The following is a 21,446-nucleotide window of genomic DNA, read 5'->3' on the forward strand; positions in this document are numbered from 1 at the left end:
GTCTGTTTTCAATAAAATAAACGGCGCCTCGCGGCGCCGTTTTTATATCACTTACCCAACCGGAATCACTGCAGCAGGGAGATATCCGCGACTTGCAGGAACAGGTTGCGCAGGTTGTTCAGCAGCGCCAGACGGTTGGCCTTGAGGGCCTCGTCGTCGGCCATCACCATCACTTCGTTGAAGAAGGTATCGACCGGCTCGCGCAGGGCGGCCAGACGGGTGAGGGCAGCCTGATAGTCACCGGCGGCGAACAGCGGGGCCAGTTCGGCTTGCAGTGCAGCAACCTGGGTGGCCAGCGCCTTCTCGGCAGCATCGACCAGCAGTTCCGGTTTGACGGCAGTCGGCAACTCGCCTTCGACCTTGGCCAGAATGTTGCTCACGCGCTTGTTGGCGGCAGCCAGTGCCAGTGCGGCATCCAGCGTGCGGAAGTGGCTGACGGCCTTGACGCGACGATCGAAGTCGAGCGGACGGGTCGGGCGGCGGGCCAGTACGGCCAGCACCACGTCGGCACCGATGCCTTCGTCCTGATAGGCAGCGCGGAAGCGGCCCAGCATAAAGTCGACCACGTCGGTGACGACGGTTTTGTTGGTCAGCTTGTCGCCGTAGACGCGTACCGCTTCTTCAACCAGTTCAACCAGATCCAGATCCAGCTGCTTCTCGGTCATGATGCGCAGGGCACCGATGGCGGCGCGACGCAGGGCGAACGGATCCTTGTCACCCTTCGGCAGCATGCCGATGCCGAAGATACCGGCCAGGGTGTCGAACTTGTCGGCCAGCGCGACGGCGCAGGCAACCAGACCGGACGGCAGGGCATCACCGGCAAAGCGCGGCATGTACTGCTCGTTGAGGGCCACGGCAACCGCTTCGTCTTCGCCATCGTGACGGGCGTAGTGCATCCCCATGACACCCTGGGTGTCGGTGAACTCGCCGACCATGTTGGTCATCAGGTCACACTTGGAGAGCAGACCGGCACGGCGGGCCTGAGTCACGACGGCACTATCGCCACCACTGATGCGCTCGGCGATAAAGCCGGCGACGGTCTCGATGCGCTCGACCTTGGCCTTGACGGTGCCCAGCTGTTGCTGGAACAGCACGGTTTCAAGGCGCGGCAGGCGGGAGGCCAGGGTCTGCTTGAGGTCGGTCTTGAAGAAGAACTCGGCGTCTGAGAGACGGGGGCGAACCACCTTTTCGTTGCCGCTGATGATCTGGCTCGGGTCTTTGGACTCGATGTTGGTGACGAAGATGAACTTCGGCAGCAGCTTGCCGTTCTTGTCGTAGACCGGGAAGTACTTCTGGTCACCCTTCATGGTGTGCACCAGCGCCTCGGCCGGCACGGCCAGGAACTTCTCTTCGAAGTTGGCGGTCAGCACCACAGGCCACTCGACCAGTGCGGTCACTTCTTCCAGCAGGGCGTCGTCCAGATCGGCCACGCCACCGAAGGCGGCAGCGGCCGCTTCGACGTCAGCCTTGATCTTGGCCTTGCGCGCCATGAAGTCGGCAATCACCATGCCACGCTCCTGCAGGATCTGCGGGTACTGGCTGGCGTTGTCGATGGTGAACTCGCTCTCGCCCATAAAGCGGTGGCCGCGAAGGGTGCGGGCAGAGTCGATACCCAGAATGTGAGCGGGCACCAGCTCGCCATCCAGCAGCAGGGTCACGGTGAAGACCGGACGCACGAACTGGATGGTCTTGTCGCCCCAGCGCATCATTTTCGGGATCGGCAGTTTGGCCAGCGCCTGGCTAACCAGTTCGCCCAGCAATTCTTTGGCCGGACGGCCTTCGACCTTGGCGGTGTGAACCAGCCACTCGCCCTTGTCGGTGACCAGGCGCTCGGCCTGCTCAACGGTGATGCCGTTGCCACGGGCCCAGCCTTCGGCAGCCTTGGTTGGCTTGCCTTCGGCATCGAACGCTTGAGCGACGGCAGGGCCGCGCTTCTCGACGCTCTTGCTCGGCTGTTCGCCAGCCAGCTCGCTTACCTTCAGCGCCAGACGGCGCGGTGAAGCAAACCACTCGACGTCGCCGAAGGCCAGATCGGCCTTGGTCAGTTCGGCTTTGAAGTTGTCGGCAAAGGCTTCGGCCAGGGAGCGCAGGGCTTTGGGCGGCAGCTCAGCAGTACCGATCTCTACCAGAAATGTATGTTGTGCCATGTCCGTTCCTTAACCTTGCTTGTTCTCTGTGCGCTGACACATGGGGAAACCCAGCGCTTCGCGGGAGGCGTAGTATGCCTCTGCCACGGCCTTGGTCAGGGTGCGAATGCGCAGGATGTAGCGCTGACGCTCGGTGACCGAGATGGCCTTGCGGGCATCCAGCAGGTTGAAGGAGTGAGCGGCCTTGAGGATGCGCTCGTAGGCAGGCAGCGGCAGCGGTTTTTCCAGTGCCAGCAGATTCTGGGCTTCCTTCTCGTACTGCTCGAAGCAGTGGAACAGGAACTCCACGTCGGCGTGTTCGAAGTTGTAGGTGGATTGCTCCACTTCGTTCTGGTGGAACACGTCGCCGTAGGTGGTCTTGCCCAGCGGGCCGTCAGACCAGACCAGATCGTAGACGCTGTCCACGCCCTGGATGTACATGGCCAGACGCTCGAGACCGTAGGTGATCTCGCCGGTGACCGGCTTGCACTCGAGGCCGCCAACCTGCTGGAAGTAGGTGAACTGGGTCACTTCCATGCCGTTCAGCCACACTTCCCAACCCAGACCCCAGGCACCCAGCGTCGGGTTTTCCCAGTTGTCTTCCACGAAGCGGATGTCGTGGATCTCGGGATCCAGACCTAACTCTTTCAGGGAGCCGAGGTAGAGTTCCTGAATGTTGTCGGGGGAGGGCTTGATGATCACCTGGAACTGGTAGTAGTGCTGCAGGCGGTTCGGGTTCTCACCGTAGCGGCCGTCAGTCGGACGGCGGGACGGTTGTACGTAGGCGCAGGCGATGGGCTCCGGGCCCAGGGCGCGCAGGCAGGTCATGGGGTGGGAGGTACCGGCACCCACTTCCATATCCAGCGGCTGAATGATGGTACAGCCCTGGCGGGACCAATAGTCCTGCAACTGCAGGATCAGGCCCTGAAAGGTTTTGACATCGAATTTTTGCATAGTGTTTTTCGCGCGAAATGAAATCAGAGCAAGATTTGCTGAATGTGAACCGAGGGAGTATACCGTCTGGCATGGTCGGATAATAGGCGAAATTACAGGGGATTAGTGGGGCTATGTTGCCGCTTGCCCTATGATGTCGCCGACGCAAGCGGCCTGCCGATGGCCGATGAAAAACAGGGGAGAGGAAATGGAACTGCGCTGCGCCTGGGTGACCAGAGACCCGGAATACATCGAATACCATGACAAGCAGTGGGGCAGGCCGGTGTATGACGCCCGCGAGTTGTTTGCCAAGCTCTGCCTCGATGGTCAACAGGCGGGGCTGTCGTGGATCACCATCCTCAAGCGCACCGAGAGCTACCATCGCGCCTATGCGGATTTTGATCCGGTGCGCATCGTGCAGTTCGACGAGCAGGATGTGGAACGGCTGATGCAGGATACCGGCATCATCCGCAACCGGCTCAAGGTGCAGTCGATCATCAAAAATGCCCGCGCCTATCTGGCGCTGGAGGCCGAGGGCATCGACTTCGTCGATTATCTGTGGAGCTTTGTCGGCGGCGCCCCCATCGTCAACCAGCGTCAGGGCAACGGCGACATTCCGGCGACCTCGCCGGAGTCGGATGCCATGTCCAAGGCCCTCAAGAAGCGCGGCTTCACCTTCGTCGGCAGCACCATCTGCTACGCCTTCATGCAGGCGGTGGGCATGGTGAACGATCATCTGGTGACCTGCCCTTGCCACGCCGAGTGCCAGCAAGCAGCGGTGACGTGAAGGGGAAATGCACGAAGAAGGGAGGCTCAGGCCTCCCTTCTTTTTTGCTCTGAATCAGCAGGGCTCAAGGGTGCGGCCGAGCGCCTCGCACACCTCGTCGCTGCTCATCAGCCGCACGAAGGGGCCGGCCAGGGTGGCGTTGTGATGGGCGATGATCTGGGGGGCGGTCAGTTGCGGCGTGTCCATGCAGGTATGGGCATCGCTCACCAGCACTACGGTGTAGCCGAGATCTGCCGCCGCCCGGCAGGTGGTGTCGATGCAGTACTGGGTCTTCATGCCGGTGACGATCAGGGTCTGCACGCCGTCCTCTTTCAGCCAGCCATCGAGACCGGTGCCATGGAAGGCGCTGGGGCGCTGCTTGTCGAACACCCGATCGGCCTCGCCGACGACCAGCTCAGGCGCAAGCTGCCAGAACGGACTGCCGGCGGCGATGGGGCTGCCGGCCGGGCCCGTGTGGCGCACCGCCAGCACAGGGAGAGCGGCACTGCGGGCCGCCTGGCTCAGGCGATTGATGTTGGCCAGGGTCTCGGCCCCGGCATGGGGGGCTTCCGGGCCGTGAAGGAGGCCCACCTGGATGTCGATGATGAGCAGCGCGGGGCGGGAAAGGGACGACATGGTCATGGCTCCGTGAGAAATGTCACCCACTCTGGGGCCATGGGCTCTTATGAGACAACCCGCATATGGGGGGCAACCACTCCAGACCCCGGGAGCATGTTCCGTTGCACCGGGCCTGGGGCCTTTTCGCCCCTCGGTACAGCCGGGATACAGTCACACGGGTTCACCATCGGGATCGTCATCACGAGGGAATCCCGTGTCACTGAGCGCCGCCGCCCTCTCTTCCCCGGTTGTCTGAGCCTGATCGGCTGTACCCCGGGGATGATGTTGCTCGTCAGGGCAAACACGAGGGGAAGCCGGCCCTGTGCAAGAAGGTCCGAGGCTGCACAGACGACGTCCCCGAGGGCCGAGGTTGCGCTACCGGGATCCTGCCCCTCCCCTATCATTGAAAGACGCCGGACCGGTTCAGGTTGTCTGGCGAAGGAGCCATCATGAAGAAGTCCGTATTGGCCCTGCTTGCCGCCACCGCCTTGCTGGCCGCCCTGCCTGCACAGGCCACCAAGCAGGCCCAGGAGCGCCGTGACGCCCGCGATGTGCGTCAGGATACCCGTCAGGAGTCCCGTGACGCGAAACAGGCGTGTCGTGAGGGGGTGGTGGGCAATGCCGACTGCCGCCAGGAGCATCGTGACAACAAGCAGGAGGGGCGAGACAAGGCCCGGGAGATCAAATATTGAGGCGGGCCCGTCCGAAGATGGCCTGCACCGGGTAAGTCGCAAGGGGCAGGGGGCGTTTTGCCCCCTGCCCATCTTCGCAATGCGCGCGTCACACTCTGGCGCCTCTCTGGGTTAGAATGCGCGGCTATCGGCTAGAGTCGTTCTTTTTCAGAGGTTTTTTCATGCATTTCAAGAAACTGGTTCCTGCACTTGCCCTGACCGTCGCCATCACTGGCTGTACCACCAACCCCTATACCGGTGAATCCCAGACCTCCAAGGGCGCCTGGGGCGCGTTGGCGGGTGCGGCGACCGGCGCAGCCGTGGGGGCGCTCTCCTCCAGCAAGGGCGACCGCAAAAAGGGCATCCTGACTGGCGTCGCCGCCGGTGCGGCCCTGGGTGGTGGTATCGGTTACTACATGGATGTGCAGGAAGCCAAGCTGCGCGAGAAGCTGCAAGGCACCGGCGTCAGCGTGACCCGCAACGGTGATCAGCTGATCCTCAACATGCCGAACAACGTCACCTTCGACAGCTCCAGCGCCCAGCTGAAAGCCGCCGGTGCCAACACCCTGTCCGGCGTGGCCCTGGTGGTTGCCGAGTTCGACAAGACCCGTCTGAACGTGGTCGGTCACACCGACAGCACCGGCTCCCGCGAGCTGAACATGAAGCTCTCCCGGGATCGCGCCGATGCCGTCGCCGCCCAGCTGATCGGCCAGGGCGTGTCCGGCAGCCGCATCGCCATCAGCGGTGTGGGCCCGGATCAGCCGGTGGCCAGCAACAGCACCGCCGAAGGCAAGGCCCAGAACCGTCGGGTGACCATCACCCTGACCCCGACCACCTAAGCGGCCCGGTTCGATGCCATGAAAAAGGCCCCGCCAGCGATGGCGGGGCCTTTCTATTGGCGCCGGTGCGTGCCCTGTGCTCCTTGCCCCCTTCTCCCCTTGCGGGAGAAGGGTCGGGGATGAGGGGATAACCGCCTCTTAGACAGCGGCAGTGAGCTGTACTTCCACCCTGTAGCCTTCGTGGGCCAGACGGGCCTGCACGCAGGCACGAACGGGGGCTGTGTCTGCATCAGGGGAGCCAGGCATCCCGCTTTGTTTAGACCGCCGCAGTCAGCTGCACTTCTACCCTGTAGCCTTCGTGGGCCAGACGGGCCTGCACGCAGGCGCGCACGGGGGCTGTGTCGGCATCAGGGGAGCCAGGCATCCCGTTTTGATTAGACAGCGGCAGTCAGCTGTACTTCCACCCTGTAGCCTTCGTGGGCGAGACGGGCCTGCACGCAGGCGCGCACGGGGGCGGTGTCTGCATCAGGGGAGCCAGGCATCCCGTTTTGATTAGACAGCGGCAGTGAGCTGCACTTCTACCCTGTAGCCTTCGTGGGCGAGGCGGGCCTGTACACAGGCGCGAACGGGGGCTGTGCCGGCCGGGATCCAGGCATCCCACTGCGCGTTGAAGGCGGCGATGTCTTCAATGTCCTTGAGATAGATGTTGGCCATCAGGATCCTGTCGACGCCGGAACCGTTGGCTTCCAGCAAACGCTGCAGGCTTTCCAGCACTTCACGGGTCTGCTGGTGAATGTCGGCGGTCTCGGTGGCGGGCACTTCCACCACGTAGAGGGTGCCGTTGTGGATGACCACATCAGACCAGCGCTGGGTGGTCCCGATACGGGTAATGGTTGTCATGTTTGCTCCGGTACAGGGTTATTGACCCTTGCGGATCAGGTAGCGGTAAGGGGCCTGCTCAGTCTCGCTGGCGACCAGGGTATGGTCCATGAAGCGGCAGAAGCTGGGAATGTCACGGGTGGTGGAGGGGTCGTCGGCGCTGACCAGCAGGGTCTCCCCATCCGCCATCAGCCGCACTTTCTTGCGAACCATCATCACGGGTTCGGGGCAACGAAGCCCGATTGCGTCCAGCTCGTGGGTCGCATTGCAGAATTCAGTACTCATGAATAATCAACCTTCAGCCGCACCTTCTTGCGCGCCATCGTCACGGGTTCGGGGCAACGAAGCCCGATTGCGTCCAACTCGTGCGTTGCGTCGCAGAATAAAGCACTCATCAATAATCAACCTTCAACCAATTCGGCCAGCAATGATACTCACGGCGAAAAAATAATCAAACCACGGGGCGGTTATGCAGCATATGCTACCAAAATGTGAACCGGCTCTACCCAGGCTTCGCTCGATGAGTAATATAAAAATTGAACCATATTCAACAAGGAGGTGTGAATATGCAGGTCTCCTACGGCAGATTGCAAGCCTACGCAGGCATGGGGTTCTTGTCGTTCGCCATGATAGTGCTGGGCAGCCCGATCGGTAATACCGGTACCTGGTTCGGCTCCATGGTGATGATAGGGCTGGGGCTCTGGATCGAGCTCAGCGACTACTACGACGAGGATGAGGACGAGAACGATCCCTCCTGAGAGCCTGGCTCTCGGCACTCAAAGGCGGACGATGTCCGCCTTTGTCATTTCTGCTCCGCGCCGGAACGGGTCGAGCGCATGGCGCGTTCCAGCTGCTGCGCCGTCTGCTCGGGGTTGGCCCTGGCGTCGTTGAAGAAGCTGCTCAGCACATCCATGATCCCCTGGCGCATGTTGGTGGGCACCGCCATCCCCTCCGCCATGCTGGGCAGCAGGTTGTCCTGTTGCTCGGCGTGGAGGAAGTCCTGATAGGAGCGGATGGCGCAGCGATCGAACTTGCTCATGTCCGGCTTGATGAGCGCCGGGATGGAGCCCTTCACCCGGTTGAACGCTTCTTGGAAGCGCGGTGTCATCAACAGCCTGGCCAGCTCGCCCTGGGCCTGCAACTGGGCGGGATCCCGCTGCTTGAACATGGCGATGGAGTCGAGGTTGTAGCTGAACAGCCCCTGGCTGCCCGGGCTTGGCAAGCACTCGATATCCTCGCCGGGGCGGTAGTTGCCTGCACTCAGCTCTCCCTTCACCCAGTCCCCCATCACCTGCATGGCGGCGCCGCCGCTCTCCAGCAGGTTGGTGGCCTGGTGCCATTTCAGGCCGGCGTATTTCTCGGGCACATAAGCGCGCAACTGCTGGAAGCGGGTCAGCACCCGCACCATGTCGGGGCCGGTCAGGGTGGCGCTGTCCTGTTCGAGGAAGGCCTTGCGATAAAAGGTCTTGCCCCCTTCGCCGAGGGCCACCGTTTCGAACAGCACCGCGATCTGCCAGGGTTCGTTACCGATGGCGAGGGGGGTGATGCCCTTCTCCTTGAGCTTGTCCGCCACCGCCACGAATTGGGCCCAGTCGGTGGGGGGCTTGAGCCCCTGTTGCTCGAATACCTTGCGGTTGAGCCACAGCCAGTTGACCCGGTGGATGCCGGTGGGGACCGCCATCAGGGCGCCGTTCTGGCTGAGTGTGTCGCGCACCATGGGGGGCAGCTGAGGGTACCAGCCGAGGTGCTCGGCCATGGGGGTGAGATCGCGCAGAAAGCCCAGGCTGCCCCACTCGTGCAGCTCGAACCCCTTGAGGTGGGCTGCCTCCGGCGGGTTTGCCGCCAGGGCCCGGCTCTTGAGCACCGTCATGGCGCTCTTGCCGCCCCCCCCCTGTACCGCGAAGTCGTTCCACTGGTTGCCCTGTTCGGCCCACTCGGACTTGAGCACTTCCACGGCCCTGGCCTCGCCGCCGGAGGTCCACCAGTGCAATACCTCCACCTGGGAGGCACAAACGGGCAGGGAGAGCAGGGCGATGACAGAAAAAGACAACCACTTCATACATTACTGCCTTGGTAGGGAGAGGGTGGCCTGCAGGCCGCCCTGGGGGCGATTTTCCAGCACCAGGTCGCCGCCGTGGGCGTGGGCTATGTTGCGGGCGATGCCAAGGCCCAGCCCGGTGCCAGCGGCATCGGTGCTGAGGCGGTAGTAGGGCTCGAAGATGCGCTCGAACTGATCGTCCGGCAGACCGGGCCCCTCGTCCATGATGAAGAGGATCAGCATCTCCTCGTCATCCATGATGATGATGCGCACCTTCTGGCCGTACTTGATGCCGTTGTCCACCAGGTTGCCGATGCAGCGCTTGAGGGCCAGCAGCTTGCCGCGATATGGCCACTTGCAGTGGCCCTCGATGGTGAGCAGATCCTCGTGCAGGTTCATGGCCTCCGCCATCTGCTCCAGCAGGGCGTTGACGTCGATCTGCTCAAGGTTCTCGTGAATGTCCGTCTCTTTGACCGTCTGCAGCGCCCCTTTGACCATCAGCTCCAGCTCGTCCAGGTCCTTGTTGAACTTGGCGATCTGCACCTCGTCGTCCAGCAGCTCGACCCGCAGTCGCAGCCGGGTGATGGGGGTCTTGAGGTCGTGGGAGATGGAGCTGAAGAGGCGCTCTCTGTCGTCGATGAAGCGGCGAATGCGCTGCTGCATGATGTTGAAGGCGCGGGTCGCCGCCACGATTTCGGAGGCACCCTCCTCTTTGAGGGACGGCTGGTCGATGTCCTTGCCGAGGTTGACCGCCGCCTTGGCGAGGCGACGCAGGGGGCGGGTCTGCCAGCGCACCAGCATGAAGGTGAAGAAGCAGAGGAAGACCGTCATCAGGGCGATGAAACGCACCTGGTTGCTTGGCATCACGGTGTCATCCAGCGTCATGTAGGGGGCGGGCAGCAGGGCCGCCAGATAGAGCCACTCCCCCGGTTCTATCTCGATCTGGGTCACCAGCACCGGCGGATTGATGGGCTCCAGGGACAGGGTGTAGCGGGCCCAGGAGGAGGGAAGATCCGCCAGCAGGGTGTCGTTGTTGAAGACGTGCAGCTCCTCGGGGCGGGAGAAGTCCACCTTGATCGCCATGGCGTCGGAGAGCTTGCGGCTGAGCACCTCCTGCACCTCTTTGAGCACCAGCGTCTTGCGCTCGCTGTTGGGGATGGCGCTGATGTGGATCTCTTCCTCGTTCAGGGAGACGAAGAAGCGGCTGCCCCCCATGTTGCGCAGCTGATCCAGGGCGATGTGGCGGTATTGCAGGGGCAGGGACTTGAAGAAGTTGACGGTGGAAGCCGCCGACAGCGCCAGGTTGCGGGTGGTGCTGAGCATGCCCTCCAGCTCCCGCTTCTGGATCTGCTGCATCCAGATGCCGGTGAGGATGGTCTGGGAGAGCAGGATGGCGAGCAGCAGCAGCAGCAGCATCCGCGACAGCAGGGAGCGGGGCACCAGGGCCCGCCAGAACTTCTGCCCCGTCATGGCAGCGTGTGTCTCTTGTCGATCAGCATGGGGTGCTTACCTCTGTGCCTTGCCGTTGCCCCGTGATGGGTCTCTCTTCTGCCCGTTCAAGGTCTCGCCGTAGCATCTGTCTGTTACGGGATCTCGTGGACTTCGGCGATCAGCATGTAGCCGCTGCCGCGAATGGTCTTGATGATGCGCGGGCTCTTGCCGTTGTCACCCAGCTTTTGGCGCAGGCGGCTGATCTGCACATCGATGCCGCGCTCCATGGGCAGGCTCTCGCGACCGCGGGTGGCGTCCGAGATGGTATCCCGGTCCAGGACCACGCCGGGCTGTTGCAGGAACATGCCGAGCAGCAGGGCATCGCTGCCGGAGAGATCCAGCAGGCTGCCATCTTCGTGGGTCAGCTGGTGGCTCAGGGTGTCCAGGGTCCACTCGGCGAAGCGCAGCCGACGGCTCGGTTCCTTTTCTTTCTCCGGCTGGCGGAATTCGGCGCGGCGCAGCAGCGCCTTGATGCGGGCCTGCAGTTCGCGCGGGCTGAACGGCTTGGCGATGTAGTCGTCGGCGCCAAGTTCCAGCCCAATCACCCGGTCAGCCTCGTCGGAGGCGGCGGTCAGCATGATGATGGGTACCTGGGAGTCGCGGCGGATCTGCTGGCAGAGGGTAAAGCCGTCGTCGCCGGGCATCATGATGTCCAGAATGATGAGGTCCGGGCTGTGCTGGGCCAGTTGTTGGCGCATCTCGTTCCCTTCGGCCGCGGTCAGTACCTCGAAACCAGCCCGGGTCAGGTACTCGTTGAGCAGCTCGCGGATCTCCCGATCGTCGTCGACGATAAGCAGTTGTTTGCTCGTTGACATATGTATGTGCATCCACCCATTTTTTTGTGCAGATTGAACCTGTCGGGGGAGCAAAAAGCAAGCAAGCCCCCCCTCTAATGTGAAGTTATGGGCAATATAGCCTCAGGATTGGCCCCGATCGCGGGAAAAGAATAAAAAAGGCCGACCCAAACGGGCCGGCCAACACGCAGATTCCGACGGCAGGAGCGCACCCCGTGTGGCGCGTTCCACAGACTCGACAGCAGGGTCGGCAGGCCGACCCGGTATTCGTGATGGGGCCGCTGTGCCGGGAAGCAGGGCCGCCTTCTGTCTGTTGTTGCCGCCTCGAGGCGGCGTCCCTGACCGGTGAGCTGTCAGGAGTGATTCACTTACACCCGTTCGAACACGGTGGCGATGCCCTGACCCAGGCCGATGCACATGGTGGCGACCCCCAGGGTGGCGTCCTTCTCTTCCATCAGGTTGATCAGGGTGGTGGAGATGCGGGCACCGGAGCAGCCGAGCGGGTGACCCAGGGCGATGGCGCCACCGTTGAGGTTCACCCTCTCATCCACCAGGTCTTGCAGACCCAGATCCTTCACGCAGGGGAGGGACTGGGCGGCAAACGCCTCGTTCAGCTCGAAGAGGTCGATGTCGCCGACGGTCAGCCCGGCCCGTTTGAGCGCCTTCTGGGTCGCCGGAACCGGGCCGTAACCCATGATGGCGGCGTCGCAGCCGGCGATGGCCATGGCACGAACCTTGGCGCGGGGCGTGAGGCCGAGGGCCTTGGCGCGATCCGCACTCATCACCAGCATGGCGGCGGCGCCATCGGACAGGGCCGAGGAGGTGCCGGCGGTGACGGTACCGTTGACCGGGTCGAACACCGGGCGCAGCTGGCTCAGGGTTTCGACCGTGGTCTCGGGGCGGATCACCTCGTCATAGTCGTAGAAGAAGCGGGCGCCGCTGGCGTCGTGCCCTTCCAGCCCGACGATCTCCTTGGCAAAACGCCCTTCCACGGTGGCGGCGTGGGCACGGCGGTGGGAGCGGGCGGCAAACTCGTCCTGCTGTTGACGGCTGATGCCGTGCAGCTTGCCGAGCATCTCGGCGGTCAACCCCATCATGCCGGAGGCTTTCGCCACCGACTTGGCCATGCCGGGGTGGAAGTCTACCCCGTGGCTCATCGGCACATGACCCATGTGCTCGACGCCACCGATGATGAAGATATCCCCATCACCTACCTGAATGGCGCGAGAGGCATCATGCAGCGCCTGCATACTGGAGCCGCACAGACGGTTGACGGTGACCGCCCCCACCTGTTTCGGGATGCCGGCCAGCAGGGCGGCGTTGCGGGCGATGTTGAAGCCCTGCTCCAGGGTCTGCTGCACGCAGCCCCAGTAGATGTCCTCGATCTCGTTCGGGTCGAGGTTGGGGTTGCGCAGCAGGATGGATTTCATCAGGTGCGCGGACAAGTCTTCTGCACGCACGTTGCGGAAGGCGCCGCCCTTGGACCGGCCCATGGGGGTCCGGATACAGTCGACAATGACTACGTCTTTCATGAATGGATCTCCTTTCCGCAATCAGTAGAAGGTTTTGCCCTGGGCAGCCATCTCGCGCAGCTTGTCGCTGACGCGGTAGAGCGGGCCCAGGTCGGCATACTGGTCGGCCATGGCCACGTAGCGATCCAGACCGATAGTGTCCAGATAGCGGAACACGCCGCCGCGGAAGGGAGGGAAGCCCAGACCGTAGACCAGCGCGATGTCGGCTTCGGCTGGCGTGGCGACTATGCCCTCTTCCAGACAGAGCACCACCTCGTTGATCATCGGGATCATCATGCGGGCGATGATGGCGTCCTTGTCAAAGTCCTGCTTCGGCTTGGCGATGGGGGCCAGCAGCTCGTAAGCAGCGGCGTCGGCCACCTTCTTCGGCTTGCCCTTCTTGTCGGCCTCGTAGGCGTAGAAGCCCTTGCCGTTCTTCTGACCGAAGCGGCTCGCCTCGTACATCACGTCGATGGCGGTACGACCTTCCTTGCTCATGCGTGCCGGGAAGCCCTGCGCCATCACGTCACCGGCATGGTGGCCGGTGTCGATGCCGACCACGTCCAGCAGGTAGGCGGGGCCCATGGGCCAGCCAAACTCCTTCTCCATCACCTTGTCGACGGCGGCGAAGTCGGCGCCATCGGCGACCAGCTTGTTGAAGCCGAAGAAGTAGGGGAACAGCACGCGGTTCACGAAGAAGCCGGGGCAGTCGTTGACCACGACCGGGGACTTGCCCATGGCGGCGGCGTAGGCCACCACGCGGTTGATGGTTTCATCGGAAGTTTGCTCGCCGCGGATGATCTCCACCAGTGGCATGCGGTGCACCGGGTTGAAGAAGTGCATGCCGCAGAAATTCTCGGGGCGCTTCAGTCCCTTGGCCAGCAGGGAGATGGGGATGGTGGAGGTGTTGCTGGCGAGCACAGCGTCTTCGCCGATGATCCCTTCCACTTCGCCCAGCACGGCCGCCTTCACTTTCGGGTTCTCGACCACGGCTTCGACCACCACGTCCACATGCTTGACGTTGTCATAGCTCAGGGTCGGCGTGATAGCGGAGAGCACCTGGCCCATCTTGATGCCGTCGATGTGACCGCGCTCGAGCTGGCCGTTGAGCAGCTTGGTGGCCTCATTCATGCCAAGTGCCAGCGCCTTCTCGTTGATGTCCTTCATCACCGCCGGGATGCCCTTGCTGGCGGACTGGTAGGCGATGCCGCCGCCCATGATGCCGGCACCCAGTACGGCGGCGTGGCCAGTGGCCTTGCTCGCCTGTTTGGCAGCTTTCTTGGCCAGCGCCTTGATGTGCTGATCGTTGAGGAAGATACCGACCAGTGCCTTGGCGACATCGGTCTTGGCCAGCTTGATAAAGCCTTGCGCCTCGGCCACCAGAGCCTCGTCACGGCCCATACCTGCGGCGGCCTCGACGGTTTTCACCGCCGTCATCGGTGCCGGATAGTGTTTGCCCGCCACTGCGGCAACCATGCCGGCGGCGGTGGTGAAGCTCATCATGGCTTCCAGTTTGGAGAGGCGCAGCGGGGCTTTCTTGGCGGCGCGGCGGCCCTGCCAGTCCAGCTTGCCTTTGATCGCGTCCTTGATCATCTGCAGCGCAGCGCTCTGCAGCGCGTCGGGGGCGACCACGGCATCGATGGCACCCACCTTGAGGGCGTCATCGGCACGGTAATCCTTGCCGGTGGTGATCCACTCGAGCGCGTTGTCGGCGCCGATCACCCGCGGCAGACGGACTGTGCCGCCAAAGCCCGGCATGATGCCGAGTTTGGTCTCGGGCAGGCCGATTTTGGCGCTGGTGTCAGCCAGCCGGAAGTCGGTGGAGAGAATGGTCTCGCAGCCGCCGCCCAGGGCGTGACCCTTGATGGCGGAGAGGGTGGGCACCGGCAGATCTTCGATGGCGCTGAAGATGTCGTTGGCCTTCTTCAGCCAGCCGAGCAGGTCTTCTTGCGGCAGATCGAACAGTTCCAGGAATTCGGTGATGTCGGCGCCGACGATGAAAGCGTCTTTGCCGGAGGTGAGGATCAGACCCTTCAAATCGGCTTGTTGCTGTAATGCGGCGATCGCTTCGCTCAGGGAGAGCAGGGTAGCGCGATCCAGCTTGTTGACTGAACCCGGGGCATCGAACCTCAGCTCGGCAATGCCGTCTTCGAGGTAGCTGACCGTCAGGGTTTCGCCTTGGTAGATCATGAGAGTGTCTCCTTGTTCCCACTCTGTGGGGAATGGTGCTCCTTTATCCCCAGCAGGGGGCGAGGCTCACTATTGATCCAAAAGGAGACATTTTCAACACCTATTTAAAACATTTGTTTAACAGTTATCGAGTAAAAGCTCTTCATCACAAAACGGGCAAAAAAGAGGCGCCTTGCGGCGCCTCCGATGGAGATGAGCGTGGTATCAACTGGCCAGTTCCGGCCGGTTGCGATACTGGTTCAAGACCTCGGGATCGGCGAGGGCGTGGGTGTTGTTGACGGGGCGGTTGTGCACCACTTCCCGCACCGCCAGCTCCACTATCTTGCCGGACTTGGTGCGGGGGATGGCATCCACCTGCAGGATGCGGGCAGGCACATGACGGGCGGTGCAGTGCCGCTTGATCTGCTGGCAGATCCGCTCACGCAGCCCGTCGTCCAGCTTGCAACCCGTCTTGAGCTTGACGAACAGCACCACCCGCTCGTCCTGTTTCCATTGCTGGCCGATGACGATGCTCTCCTCCACCTCGTCGAGTTGTTCCACATAGCGGTAGATCTCGCTGGTGCCGATGCGCACGCCGCCCGGGTTGAGGGTCGCGTCGGAGCGGCCGTAGAACAGAATGCCGCCAGTCGGGGTCAGCTCGATCCAGTCCCCGTGGCACCAGATGTTGTCGAACCGCTCGAAGTAGGCGGCGTGGTATTTGTCGCCGTTCTCATCACCCCAGAAGTAGATGGGCTGGGCCGGGAAAGGCTTGGTGCAGACCAACTCGCCCTTTTCCCCCAGCACCGGCTGGCCCGCCTCGTTGAATACCTGCACCGCGAGACCAAGGCCGCGCCCCTGGCTCTCGCCGCGATAGACGGGGCTCAAGGGGTTGCCGATGACGAAGCAGGAGCAGATGTCGGTGCCGCCAGAGATGGAGCTGAGCTGCACATCCTGCTTTATCTGCTGGTAGACATAGTCAAACCCCTCCGGCGACAGCACGGATCCGGTGCTGCAGATGAGGCGCAAGGCAGGCAGGTCGTGGGTCTTTATGGGGGCATAACCCTGCTTGTGCAGCGCATCAAGATACTTGGCCGAGGTGCCGAACAGGGCGACCTCTTCGTCTCGTGCGAGATCCCATAACACGTTGCCATCCGGGTAGAAGGGGGAACCATCGTAGAGCACCAGGGTGGCGCCGGAGGCGAGGGCGCTCACCAGCCAGTTCCACATCATCCAGCCACAGGTGGTGAAGTAGAAGATGCGCTCCCCCGGCTTGATGTCGCAGTGCAACTGGTGCTCTTTCAGGTGTTGCAGCAGGGTGCCGCCAATGCCGTGCACGATGCACTTGGGTTTGCCGGTGGTGCCGGAGGAGTAGAGGATATAGAGCGGGTCGTTGAAGGCCATGGTCTCGAAGGCGAGCTGGGCATCATGCTGGCTTGCCAGCAATTGCTGCCAGTCGTGACCAAGCTGCAGCGGGTTGCCGAGCAGGCGGATCATCACCGTCTGCTCTAGGCTGTCGAGCTGACCGACGACGCTGGCCACCTTGTCCTGAATGTCGATGGCCTTGCCGCCGTAGCGGTAGCCATCCACCGCGAACAGCACCCTGGGACGGGTCTGGCCGAAGCGCTCCACCACGCTGGCCTCGCCAAAATCGGGGCTGGTGGAGGTCCAGATCGCGCCGAGGCTGGTGGTTGCCAGCATGGCCACCACGGTTTCCGGGATATTGGGCAGGTAGGCTGCGACCACATCACCTCGGCCTATGCCCTGGCTGCGAAGCCACTGGGCCAGGCGGGCGACCTGATCTGCCAGCTGATGCCAGCTCAGGGTCCGGCTCGGGCCCCCTTCGATGCGGGAGATAATGGCCGGGCTCTCATCCTGACGGCGCAGCAGGTTCTCGGCGAAGTTGAGCTGGCTGTCGGGGAACCAGCGGGCGCGCTGCATATCCTGGCGGTTCTCCGCCACAATGTTGCCAAGCTCGCCCTTGACGCCGCAGTGCTGCCACACCAGGGGCCAGAAGCGGGTGGTCTTCTCCACCGACCATTGATACAGGTCGGTATAGCTGCGCAGTTGCAGGCCATGGAAGTGATTGACCTCGGCCATGAACTGGTGGAGGTTGGAGTGCTGCATCCTGTCCTGATCCGGTGTCCACAGACAAAGGTTTTGCATGAGTCGTTCCTGACGGCTGATATCTACTGTCTGTGGGCAGTGTATTGAATTGTTCTTTGTTTGTTAATTGCCTGTTTTATTTTCATAACAAAAAGCCTGTAACCTATGCGTTACCTCACGAAGCGAAAGCCGGGTGGCTCGAGCCTTGATTCGCTTGATGTTATGCTGAAGTCACATTCGCCCGGAGCAGGACGCCATGAGCAGTTACAGCCAACTTTTTGCCCAGCATCTCGACACCCTTCAGCAGCGTACCCGCGACATCCTGCAACAACAGGGTCTTGGCGGTCTCGCCATCCACTCCGGCCAGACTCATCGTATCTTCCTCGATGATCAGGATTATCCCTTCAAGGTGAATCCCCAGTTCAAGGCCTGGCTGCCGGTGCTGGACAACCCTCACTGCTGGTTGCTGGTGGATGGCGTGAGCAAGCCGGTGCTGCTGTTCTACCGGCCGGTGGACTTCTGGCACAAGGTGGCGGAGTTGCCCAACGCCTTCTGGGTCGACTTCTTCGACATTCGCTTCCTGACTCGCCCGGAGCAGGTTGCCGATCACCTGCCGGCCAACAAGCAGGAGTGGGCCTATCTGGGCGGCCATCTGGAAGTGGCCGAGCTGCTGGGACTGGGTCAGCCCAATCCGGAGGCGGTCCTCAACTACCTGCACTACCACCGTGCCTGCAAGACGCCCTATGAGCTGGAATGTCTTCGCGATGCCAACCGCATCGGCGTGCGCGGTCACATCGCGGCCAAGGACTCCTTCATGGCGGGGGCGAGCGAGTTCGAGATCAACCTGGCCTACATGAAGGCGGTCGGACAGGGGGCCAATGAGGCGCCCTACGGCAACATTGTTGCCATCAACCGCAATGCGGCCATCCTGCACTACACCCATCTCTCCACCCAGCGGGTGCCGGATGCGGAGCGTTACTCCTTCCTCATCGATGCCGGTGTGGACGTGCACGGTTATGCCTCCGACATTACCCGGACCTGGGCCTGGCGCCGCGGCGAGTTCGCCGATCTGATTGCTGCGCTGGATGCACAGCAACAGGAGATCATCGACGAGATCAAGCCGGGCCGCCGCTACAGCGAGCTGCACCTGCAGATGCACCACAGGCTGGCGCGCCTGCTGCAAGCCACCGAACTGGTAGACATGTCGGTGGACGAGATGATCCACACCGGGGTGACCAATGTCTTCTTCCCCCACGGTCTCGGCCACTTCCTCGGCCTGCAGGTACACGATGTCGGCGGCTTCATGCAGGATGAGCGCGGCACCCACCTGGCGGCCCCCGAGCAGTTCCCTTATCTGCGCTGCACCCGGGTGATGGAAGTGGGTCAGGTCTTCACCATAGAGCCGGGTCTCTACTTCATCGACAGCCTGCTGGAGCCGCTGCGCCAGGGTGAGCAGGGCAAGCGGGTCAACTGGAACAAGGTGGAGGCGCTGCGTCCCTATGGTGGCATTCGCATCGAGGACAACGTGGTGCTGCATGCCAACGGGGTGGAGAACCTGACCAGACAAGCAGGGCTCTGATGGCGACGGATTACCCCATACCGGCAGCCCCGCTGGATGTGAGCGAAGAGATCAAGAAGAGCCGCTTCATTACCTACATCGCCCACACTCCGACCGTCGAGGCCGCCAAGGCCTGGATAGACGAGATCAAACAGCAACACCCGGGAGCCCGGCATCACTGCTGGGCTTTTGTCGCCGGCGCCCCCCAAGACAGCCAGGTTTATGGTTTCAGTGATGATGGCGAACCCTCGGGCACAGCGGGCAAACCCATGCTGGCCCAGTTGATGGGGGCCGGTCTGGGTGAAGTCGCCGCCGTGGTGGTGCGCTATTACGGTGGAGTGCTGCTGGGGACCGGTGGCCTGGTCAAGGCCTATGGCGGTGGTGTGGGGGCAGCACTCAAGCAACTTGAAACCTGTATCAAGCGTCAGCTGACCTCTTCCGTGATCCAGTGTGACTACACCGACATGGGGGCCGTGGAGTCCCTCATCTCTGCCCATCAAGGGCAGTTGCTGGTGGCCGATTATGGTGCCAGCGTCACCCTTCAGGTAGCGTGGGAGTCTGCACTCTGGGCCCGTATCGCACAGGAATTGACCGACCGGACCCAGGGTCGGGTATCCCTTCGTCCCTTAGATGGCTAGAATCCATCGCTCTTTTAGTCTGAAGAGGGAGCCGGAATGCAGATTCTGAGCATCATTCGTATCGTCGGTCTGCTGGTTGCCCTGTTCAGCTCGACCATGCTGCTGCCCGCGATGGTCGCTTTTGGGTATCGTGATGGCGGTGGTACTGAGTTCGTCAACTCCTTCGTCATAGCCCTCCTGCTCGGCCTCCTGCTCTGGTTCCCCAACCGCCACCAGAAAAAGGAACTCAGGTCCAAGGAAGGCTTCCTCATCGTGGTGCTGTTCTGGGTGGTGCTGGGGAGCGTGGGTGCCGTCCCCTTCATCATCAGCGACGTGCCGAACATGTCGGTCTCGGAGGCATTTTTCGAGTCGTTTTCCGGCCTGACTACCACGGGCGCAACGGTGCTGACCGGGCTGGACAATCTGCCCAAGGCGTTTCTCTTCTACCGCCAGCTGCTGCAATGGCTCGGTGGCATGGGGATCATCGTGCTGGCGGTGGCCGTGCTGCCACTGCTGGGTATCGGGGGCATGCAGCTCTATCGCGCCGAGATCCCGGGGCCCGTCAAGGACAACAAGGTGACCCCGCGCATCGCCGAGACGGCCAAGGCGCTCTGGTTCATCTATCTGTTGCTGACTTCCCTCTGCGCTCTCGCGTACTGGATGGCGGGGATGACGCTGTTCGATGCCATCTGCCACTCCTTCTCCACCTTGTCGGTTGGGGGGTTCTCGACCCACGACGCCAGCATCGGTTTCTTCAACAGCCCGGCCATCAACCTGATCACAGTGGTGTTCCTGTTGCTGGCGAGCGTCAACTTCGCGCTTCACTTCATGGTATTTGCCCACAAGCCGGTGCGCGTGAGCAGCTATCTGCGGGACTCGGAGCTCAAAGTGTTTCTGAGCATCCAGTGCGTGCTGGTGCTGATCTGTTTCGTCTCTCTGCTGTTCCACGGTCATTACGCCACCTGGCAGGAGGCGCTCAACCACGGTCTGTTCCAGGCGGTGTCACTGGGCACGACCACCGGCTACAGCACGACCAGCTATGCGGAGTGGCCCTCCTTTCTGCCCATGCTGTTGATGTTCTCAGCCTTCATCGGCTGCTGCGCCGGCAGTACCGGGGGGGGCATCAAGGTGATGCGCTTCATGATCCTGTTCCTGCAGGGGATGCGTGAACTCAAACGGCTGGTGCATCCGCGGGCCATCTACACCTTGAAGCTGGGGCGGCGTGCCGTACCGGAACGGATCGTGGAAGCGGTCTGGGGCTACTTTGCCACCTACATCATCCTGTTCTTCATCTTCATGTTGTTGCTGCTGATGACGGGGCTGAACGAAGTGACGGCCTTCTCCGCCGTGGCTGCGGCATTCACCAACGTGGGGCCGGGTCTGGGGGAGGTGTCGGCCAACTTCGGCAATATCTCGGCCACTGCACAGTGGATATTGATCGTGGCCATGTTGTTTGGTCGATTGGAAATCTTCACACTTCTGGTACTGTTTACTCCTGCATTCTGGCGTAGTTGAGGTTGGTATGGACAAGATTTTGGTGCTTTATTCTTCCCGGGACGGGCAAACGCGGAAAATCGTGGATGTCATGCTGGAGGAAATATCAGGATGCGAAGTGGTGATGCACGACCTGCACACCCTGCCCATGTGCAACCTTAGCAAGTATGCCAAGGTGTTGATTGGCGCTTCCATTCGCTACGGTAACTTCCACCCCAGCCTGCTCAGCTTCATACACGCACATCATGAACAGCTGGAAGTAGCCAATGCGGCGTTCTTCTGCGTGAACCTGACGGCACGCAAGCCCGAGAAGCAGACGCCGCAGACCAACGCCTACATGAAGAAGTTTCTGCGCCTCTCTCCCTGGAAGCCTAAAACTCTGGGGGTGTTTGCCGGGGCATTGCAGTACTCCCGTTACAACTGGTGGCAGACCCGCATCATCCAGTTGATCATGAAGATCACCGGGGGCAGCACGGATACCAGCAAGGATCTGGAATTCACCGACTGGGACAAGGTGCGCGGCTTTGCCCGTGAATTTTGGTCAAAAAAGTAACAGTGACGTCATTCAGAGCGGCCAGAGCCCTGCGTAAGCAGGGCTTTTTGTTTGATAAGTAGGCGTTCGAGCCGCAAAACGGTAAAAAGGACTATTTTTCGCAAAATAGCCCTTGTCATCCCGGCGCGGCTCCCTATAATGCGCCCCTACCAGCACGGCGGACCACGCCAACCTGATGAGCTAGCTTCCTTAGGAAGTCAGCGCCGAAAGAAAAGCGAAAACAACCGCTTGACTTTCGAAGTGAGGAGCGTAAGATGCGCCTCCTCAACGCGATAAGCGTGACGCTCTTTAACAATTTGAATCAAGCAATCTGTGTGGGCACTCACAGCATCGAGCATCAAAAACA

19 protein-coding genes and 3 pseudogenes are annotated in these 21,446 nt (G+C 61.9%); 8 read left to right on the plus strand and 14 right to left on the minus strand.

The features are described from left to right. Positions 1-65: 65 nt before the first annotated feature. Positions 66-2,147 (minus strand): glycine--tRNA ligase subunit beta, encoded by a 2,082-nt coding sequence (glyS, locus tag J9892_RS19045; RefSeq protein WP_103244017.1) that lies wholly within the window; start codon positions 2,145-2,147, stop codon positions 66-68. A 9-nt stretch (positions 2,148-2,156) separates the two neighbouring features. Beyond that, positions 2,157-3,080, minus strand: coding sequence for a glycine--tRNA ligase subunit alpha (glyQ, locus tag J9892_RS19050; protein ID WP_042017395.1), 924 nt, complete (start codon positions 3,078-3,080; stop codon positions 2,157-2,159). A gap of 187 nt (positions 3,081-3,267) precedes the next feature. Here glyQ and J9892_RS19055 point away from each other — a divergent pair, with 187 nt between their 5' ends. Further along, the gene (locus J9892_RS19055; RefSeq protein ID WP_103244018.1) at positions 3,268-3,846 is read left to right on the plus strand and encodes a DNA-3-methyladenine glycosylase I; all 579 of its coding nucleotides are present in this window, start codon (positions 3,268-3,270) and stop codon (positions 3,844-3,846) included. 54 nt (positions 3,847-3,900) lie between these two features. On the opposite strand, the gene J9892_RS19060 is transcribed toward J9892_RS19055, so the two are convergent. Then, entirely contained in the window at positions 3,901-4,461 is a 561-nt protein-coding gene (locus J9892_RS19060) for a cysteine hydrolase family protein (protein ID WP_103244019.1), read from the minus strand. A gap of 431 nt (positions 4,462-4,892) precedes the next feature. Between J9892_RS19060 and J9892_RS19065 the strand changes: the two genes are divergently transcribed. Together J9892_RS19065 and J9892_RS19070 are read left to right on the plus strand one after the other, a co-directional pair. Further along, positions 4,893-5,135, plus strand: a complete 243-nt coding sequence (locus J9892_RS19065; RefSeq protein WP_053288899.1) for a hypothetical protein — start codon at positions 4,893-4,895, stop codon at positions 5,133-5,135. Positions 5,136-5,296: 161 nt separating this feature from the next. Beyond that, positions 5,297-5,953 (plus strand): OmpA family lipoprotein, encoded by a 657-nt coding sequence (locus J9892_RS19070; RefSeq protein WP_103244020.1) that lies wholly within the window; start codon positions 5,297-5,299, stop codon positions 5,951-5,953. Between the two features lie 138 nt (positions 5,954-6,091). On the opposite strand, the pseudogene J9892_RS19075 reads toward J9892_RS19070, so the two are convergent. From J9892_RS19075 to tusA, 5 genes and pseudogenes are all read right to left on the minus strand, one after another. Beyond that, positions 6,092-6,181: pseudogene (locus tag J9892_RS19075) on the minus strand (endoribonuclease L-PSP); the annotation flags it as partial. Between the two features lie 28 nt (positions 6,182-6,209). Next, positions 6,210-6,299 (minus strand): annotated as a pseudogene (locus J9892_RS19080) (endoribonuclease L-PSP); the annotation flags it as partial. 28 nt (positions 6,300-6,327) lie between these two features. After that, positions 6,328-6,417, minus strand: a pseudogene (locus J9892_RS19085) (endoribonuclease L-PSP); the annotation flags it as partial. A 28-nt stretch (positions 6,418-6,445) separates the two neighbouring features. Further along, a complete protein-coding gene (locus J9892_RS19090; RefSeq protein WP_045522565.1) occupies positions 6,446-6,793 on the minus strand; it encodes a RidA family protein in 348 nt (115 codons plus the stop codon). 18 nt (positions 6,794-6,811) lie between these two features. Continuing rightward, entirely contained in the window at positions 6,812-7,057 is a 246-nt protein-coding gene (tusA, locus tag J9892_RS19095) for a sulfurtransferase TusA (RefSeq protein WP_041214136.1), read from the minus strand. Positions 7,058-7,338: 281 nt separating this feature from the next. Between tusA and J9892_RS19100 the strand changes: the two genes are divergently transcribed. Continuing rightward, on the plus strand, positions 7,339-7,530 hold the full coding sequence (locus tag J9892_RS19100) for a hypothetical protein (RefSeq protein WP_010672410.1): 192 nt from the start codon (positions 7,339-7,341) through the stop codon (positions 7,528-7,530). A 44-nt stretch (positions 7,531-7,574) separates the two neighbouring features. Here J9892_RS19100 and J9892_RS19105 read toward each other — a convergent pair whose 3' ends face one another. The 6 genes from J9892_RS19105 to J9892_RS19130 all read right to left on the minus strand — a co-directional run bounded on the left by J9892_RS19105 (position 7,575) and on the right by J9892_RS19130 (position 16,938). Continuing rightward, on the minus strand, positions 7,575-8,831 hold the full coding sequence (locus J9892_RS19105) for an ABC transporter substrate-binding protein (protein ID WP_045522564.1): 1,257 nt from the start codon (positions 8,829-8,831) through the stop codon (positions 7,575-7,577). A gap of 3 nt (positions 8,832-8,834) precedes the next feature. Continuing rightward, entirely contained in the window at positions 8,835-10,280 is a 1,446-nt protein-coding gene (locus tag J9892_RS19110; protein WP_210538718.1) for an ATP-binding protein, read from the minus strand. Positions 10,281-10,393: 113 nt separating this feature from the next. Continuing rightward, a complete protein-coding gene (locus J9892_RS19115; protein WP_010672413.1) occupies positions 10,394-11,116 on the minus strand; it encodes a response regulator transcription factor in 723 nt (240 codons plus the stop codon). A 347-nt stretch (positions 11,117-11,463) separates the two neighbouring features. Then, positions 11,464-12,648, minus strand: a complete 1,185-nt coding sequence (gene fadA, locus J9892_RS19120; protein WP_210538719.1) for an acetyl-CoA C-acyltransferase FadA — start codon at positions 12,646-12,648, stop codon at positions 11,464-11,466. Further along, positions 12,649-14,796: a fatty acid oxidation complex subunit alpha FadB gene (gene fadB / locus J9892_RS19125; RefSeq protein WP_210538720.1), complete on the minus strand. Its 2,148-nt coding sequence runs from the start codon at positions 14,794-14,796 to the stop codon at positions 12,649-12,651. A 204-nt stretch (positions 14,797-15,000) separates the two neighbouring features. Next, entirely contained in the window at positions 15,001-16,938 is a 1,938-nt protein-coding gene (locus J9892_RS19130; RefSeq protein ID WP_210538721.1) for an acetoacetate--CoA ligase, read from the minus strand. Between the two features lie 196 nt (positions 16,939-17,134). Between J9892_RS19130 and pepQ the strand changes: the two genes are divergently transcribed. The 4 genes from pepQ to hemG are packed head-to-tail and all read left to right on the plus strand — an operon-like array spanning position 17,135 to position 21,100. Beyond that, positions 17,135-18,457 carry a Xaa-Pro dipeptidase gene (gene pepQ / locus J9892_RS19135; RefSeq protein WP_210538722.1) on the plus strand — a complete coding sequence of 441 codons (1,323 nt, stop codon included), beginning with the start codon at positions 17,135-17,137 and terminating at the stop codon, positions 18,455-18,457. After that, positions 18,457-19,074 carry a YigZ family protein gene (locus J9892_RS19140; protein ID WP_201970264.1) on the plus strand — a complete coding sequence of 206 codons (618 nt, stop codon included), beginning with the start codon at positions 18,457-18,459 and terminating at the stop codon, positions 19,072-19,074. The genes pepQ and J9892_RS19140 overlap by 1 nt, the downstream gene beginning before the upstream one ends. A gap of 36 nt (positions 19,075-19,110) precedes the next feature. After that, positions 19,111-20,568: a TrkH family potassium uptake protein gene (locus J9892_RS19145; protein WP_201970263.1), complete on the plus strand. Its 1,458-nt coding sequence runs from the start codon at positions 19,111-19,113 to the stop codon at positions 20,566-20,568. A gap of 7 nt (positions 20,569-20,575) precedes the next feature. Further along, positions 20,576-21,100 (plus strand): menaquinone-dependent protoporphyrinogen IX dehydrogenase, encoded by a 525-nt coding sequence (gene hemG, locus J9892_RS19150; protein WP_029313439.1) that lies wholly within the window; start codon positions 20,576-20,578, stop codon positions 21,098-21,100. Positions 21,101-21,446: the final 346 nt, after the last annotated feature.

Origin of the sequence: Aeromonas sp. Prich7-2, from assembly GCF_017939255.1 — a bacterium.
In the GTDB taxonomy this organism is placed as follows: domain Bacteria; phylum Pseudomonadota; class Gammaproteobacteria; order Enterobacterales; family Aeromonadaceae; genus Aeromonas; species Aeromonas caviae.

Coding starts and splice junctions, on each gene's coding strand:
- glyS (WP_103244017.1), bottom strand. CDS start 2,147: ATGGCACAACATACATTTCTGGTAGAGATCGGTACTGCTGAGCTGCCG.
- glyQ (WP_042017395.1), bottom strand. CDS start 3,080: ATGCAAAAATTCGATGTCAAAACCTTTCAGGGCCTGATCCTGCAGTTG.
- J9892_RS19055 (WP_103244018.1), top strand. CDS start 3,268: ATGGAACTGCGCTGCGCCTGGGTGACCAGAGACCCGGAATACATCGAA.
- J9892_RS19060 (WP_103244019.1), bottom strand. CDS start 4,461: ATGTCGTCCCTTTCCCGCCCCGCGCTGCTCATCATCGACATCCAGGTG.
- J9892_RS19065 (WP_053288899.1), top strand. CDS start 4,893: ATGAAGAAGTCCGTATTGGCCCTGCTTGCCGCCACCGCCTTGCTGGCC.
- J9892_RS19070 (WP_103244020.1), top strand. CDS start 5,297: ATGCATTTCAAGAAACTGGTTCCTGCACTTGCCCTGACCGTCGCCATC.
- J9892_RS19090 (WP_045522565.1), bottom strand. CDS start 6,793: ATGACAACCATTACCCGTATCGGGACCACCCAGCGCTGGTCTGATGTG.
- tusA (WP_041214136.1), bottom strand. CDS start 7,057: ATGAGTACTGAATTCTGCAATGCGACCCACGAGCTGGACGCAATCGGG.
- J9892_RS19100 (WP_010672410.1), top strand. CDS start 7,339: ATGCAGGTCTCCTACGGCAGATTGCAAGCCTACGCAGGCATGGGGTTC.
- J9892_RS19105 (WP_045522564.1), bottom strand. CDS start 8,831: ATGAAGTGGTTGTCTTTTTCTGTCATCGCCCTGCTCTCCCTGCCCGTT.
- J9892_RS19110 (WP_210538718.1), bottom strand. CDS start 10,280: ATGACGGGGCAGAAGTTCTGGCGGGCCCTGGTGCCCCGCTCCCTGCTG.
- J9892_RS19115 (WP_010672413.1), bottom strand. CDS start 11,116: ATGTCAACGAGCAAACAACTGCTTATCGTCGACGACGATCGGGAGATC.
- fadB (WP_210538720.1), bottom strand. CDS start 14,796: ATGATCTACCAAGGCGAAACCCTGACGGTCAGCTACCTCGAAGACGGC.
- J9892_RS19130 (WP_210538721.1), bottom strand. CDS start 16,938: ATGCAAAACCTTTGTCTGTGGACACCGGATCAGGACAGGATGCAGCAC.
- pepQ (WP_210538722.1), top strand. CDS start 17,135: ATGAGCAGTTACAGCCAACTTTTTGCCCAGCATCTCGACACCCTTCAG.
- J9892_RS19140 (WP_201970264.1), top strand. CDS start 18,457: ATGGCGACGGATTACCCCATACCGGCAGCCCCGCTGGATGTGAGCGAA.
- J9892_RS19145 (WP_201970263.1), top strand. CDS start 19,111: ATGCAGATTCTGAGCATCATTCGTATCGTCGGTCTGCTGGTTGCCCTG.
- hemG (WP_029313439.1), top strand. CDS start 20,576: ATGGACAAGATTTTGGTGCTTTATTCTTCCCGGGACGGGCAAACGCGG.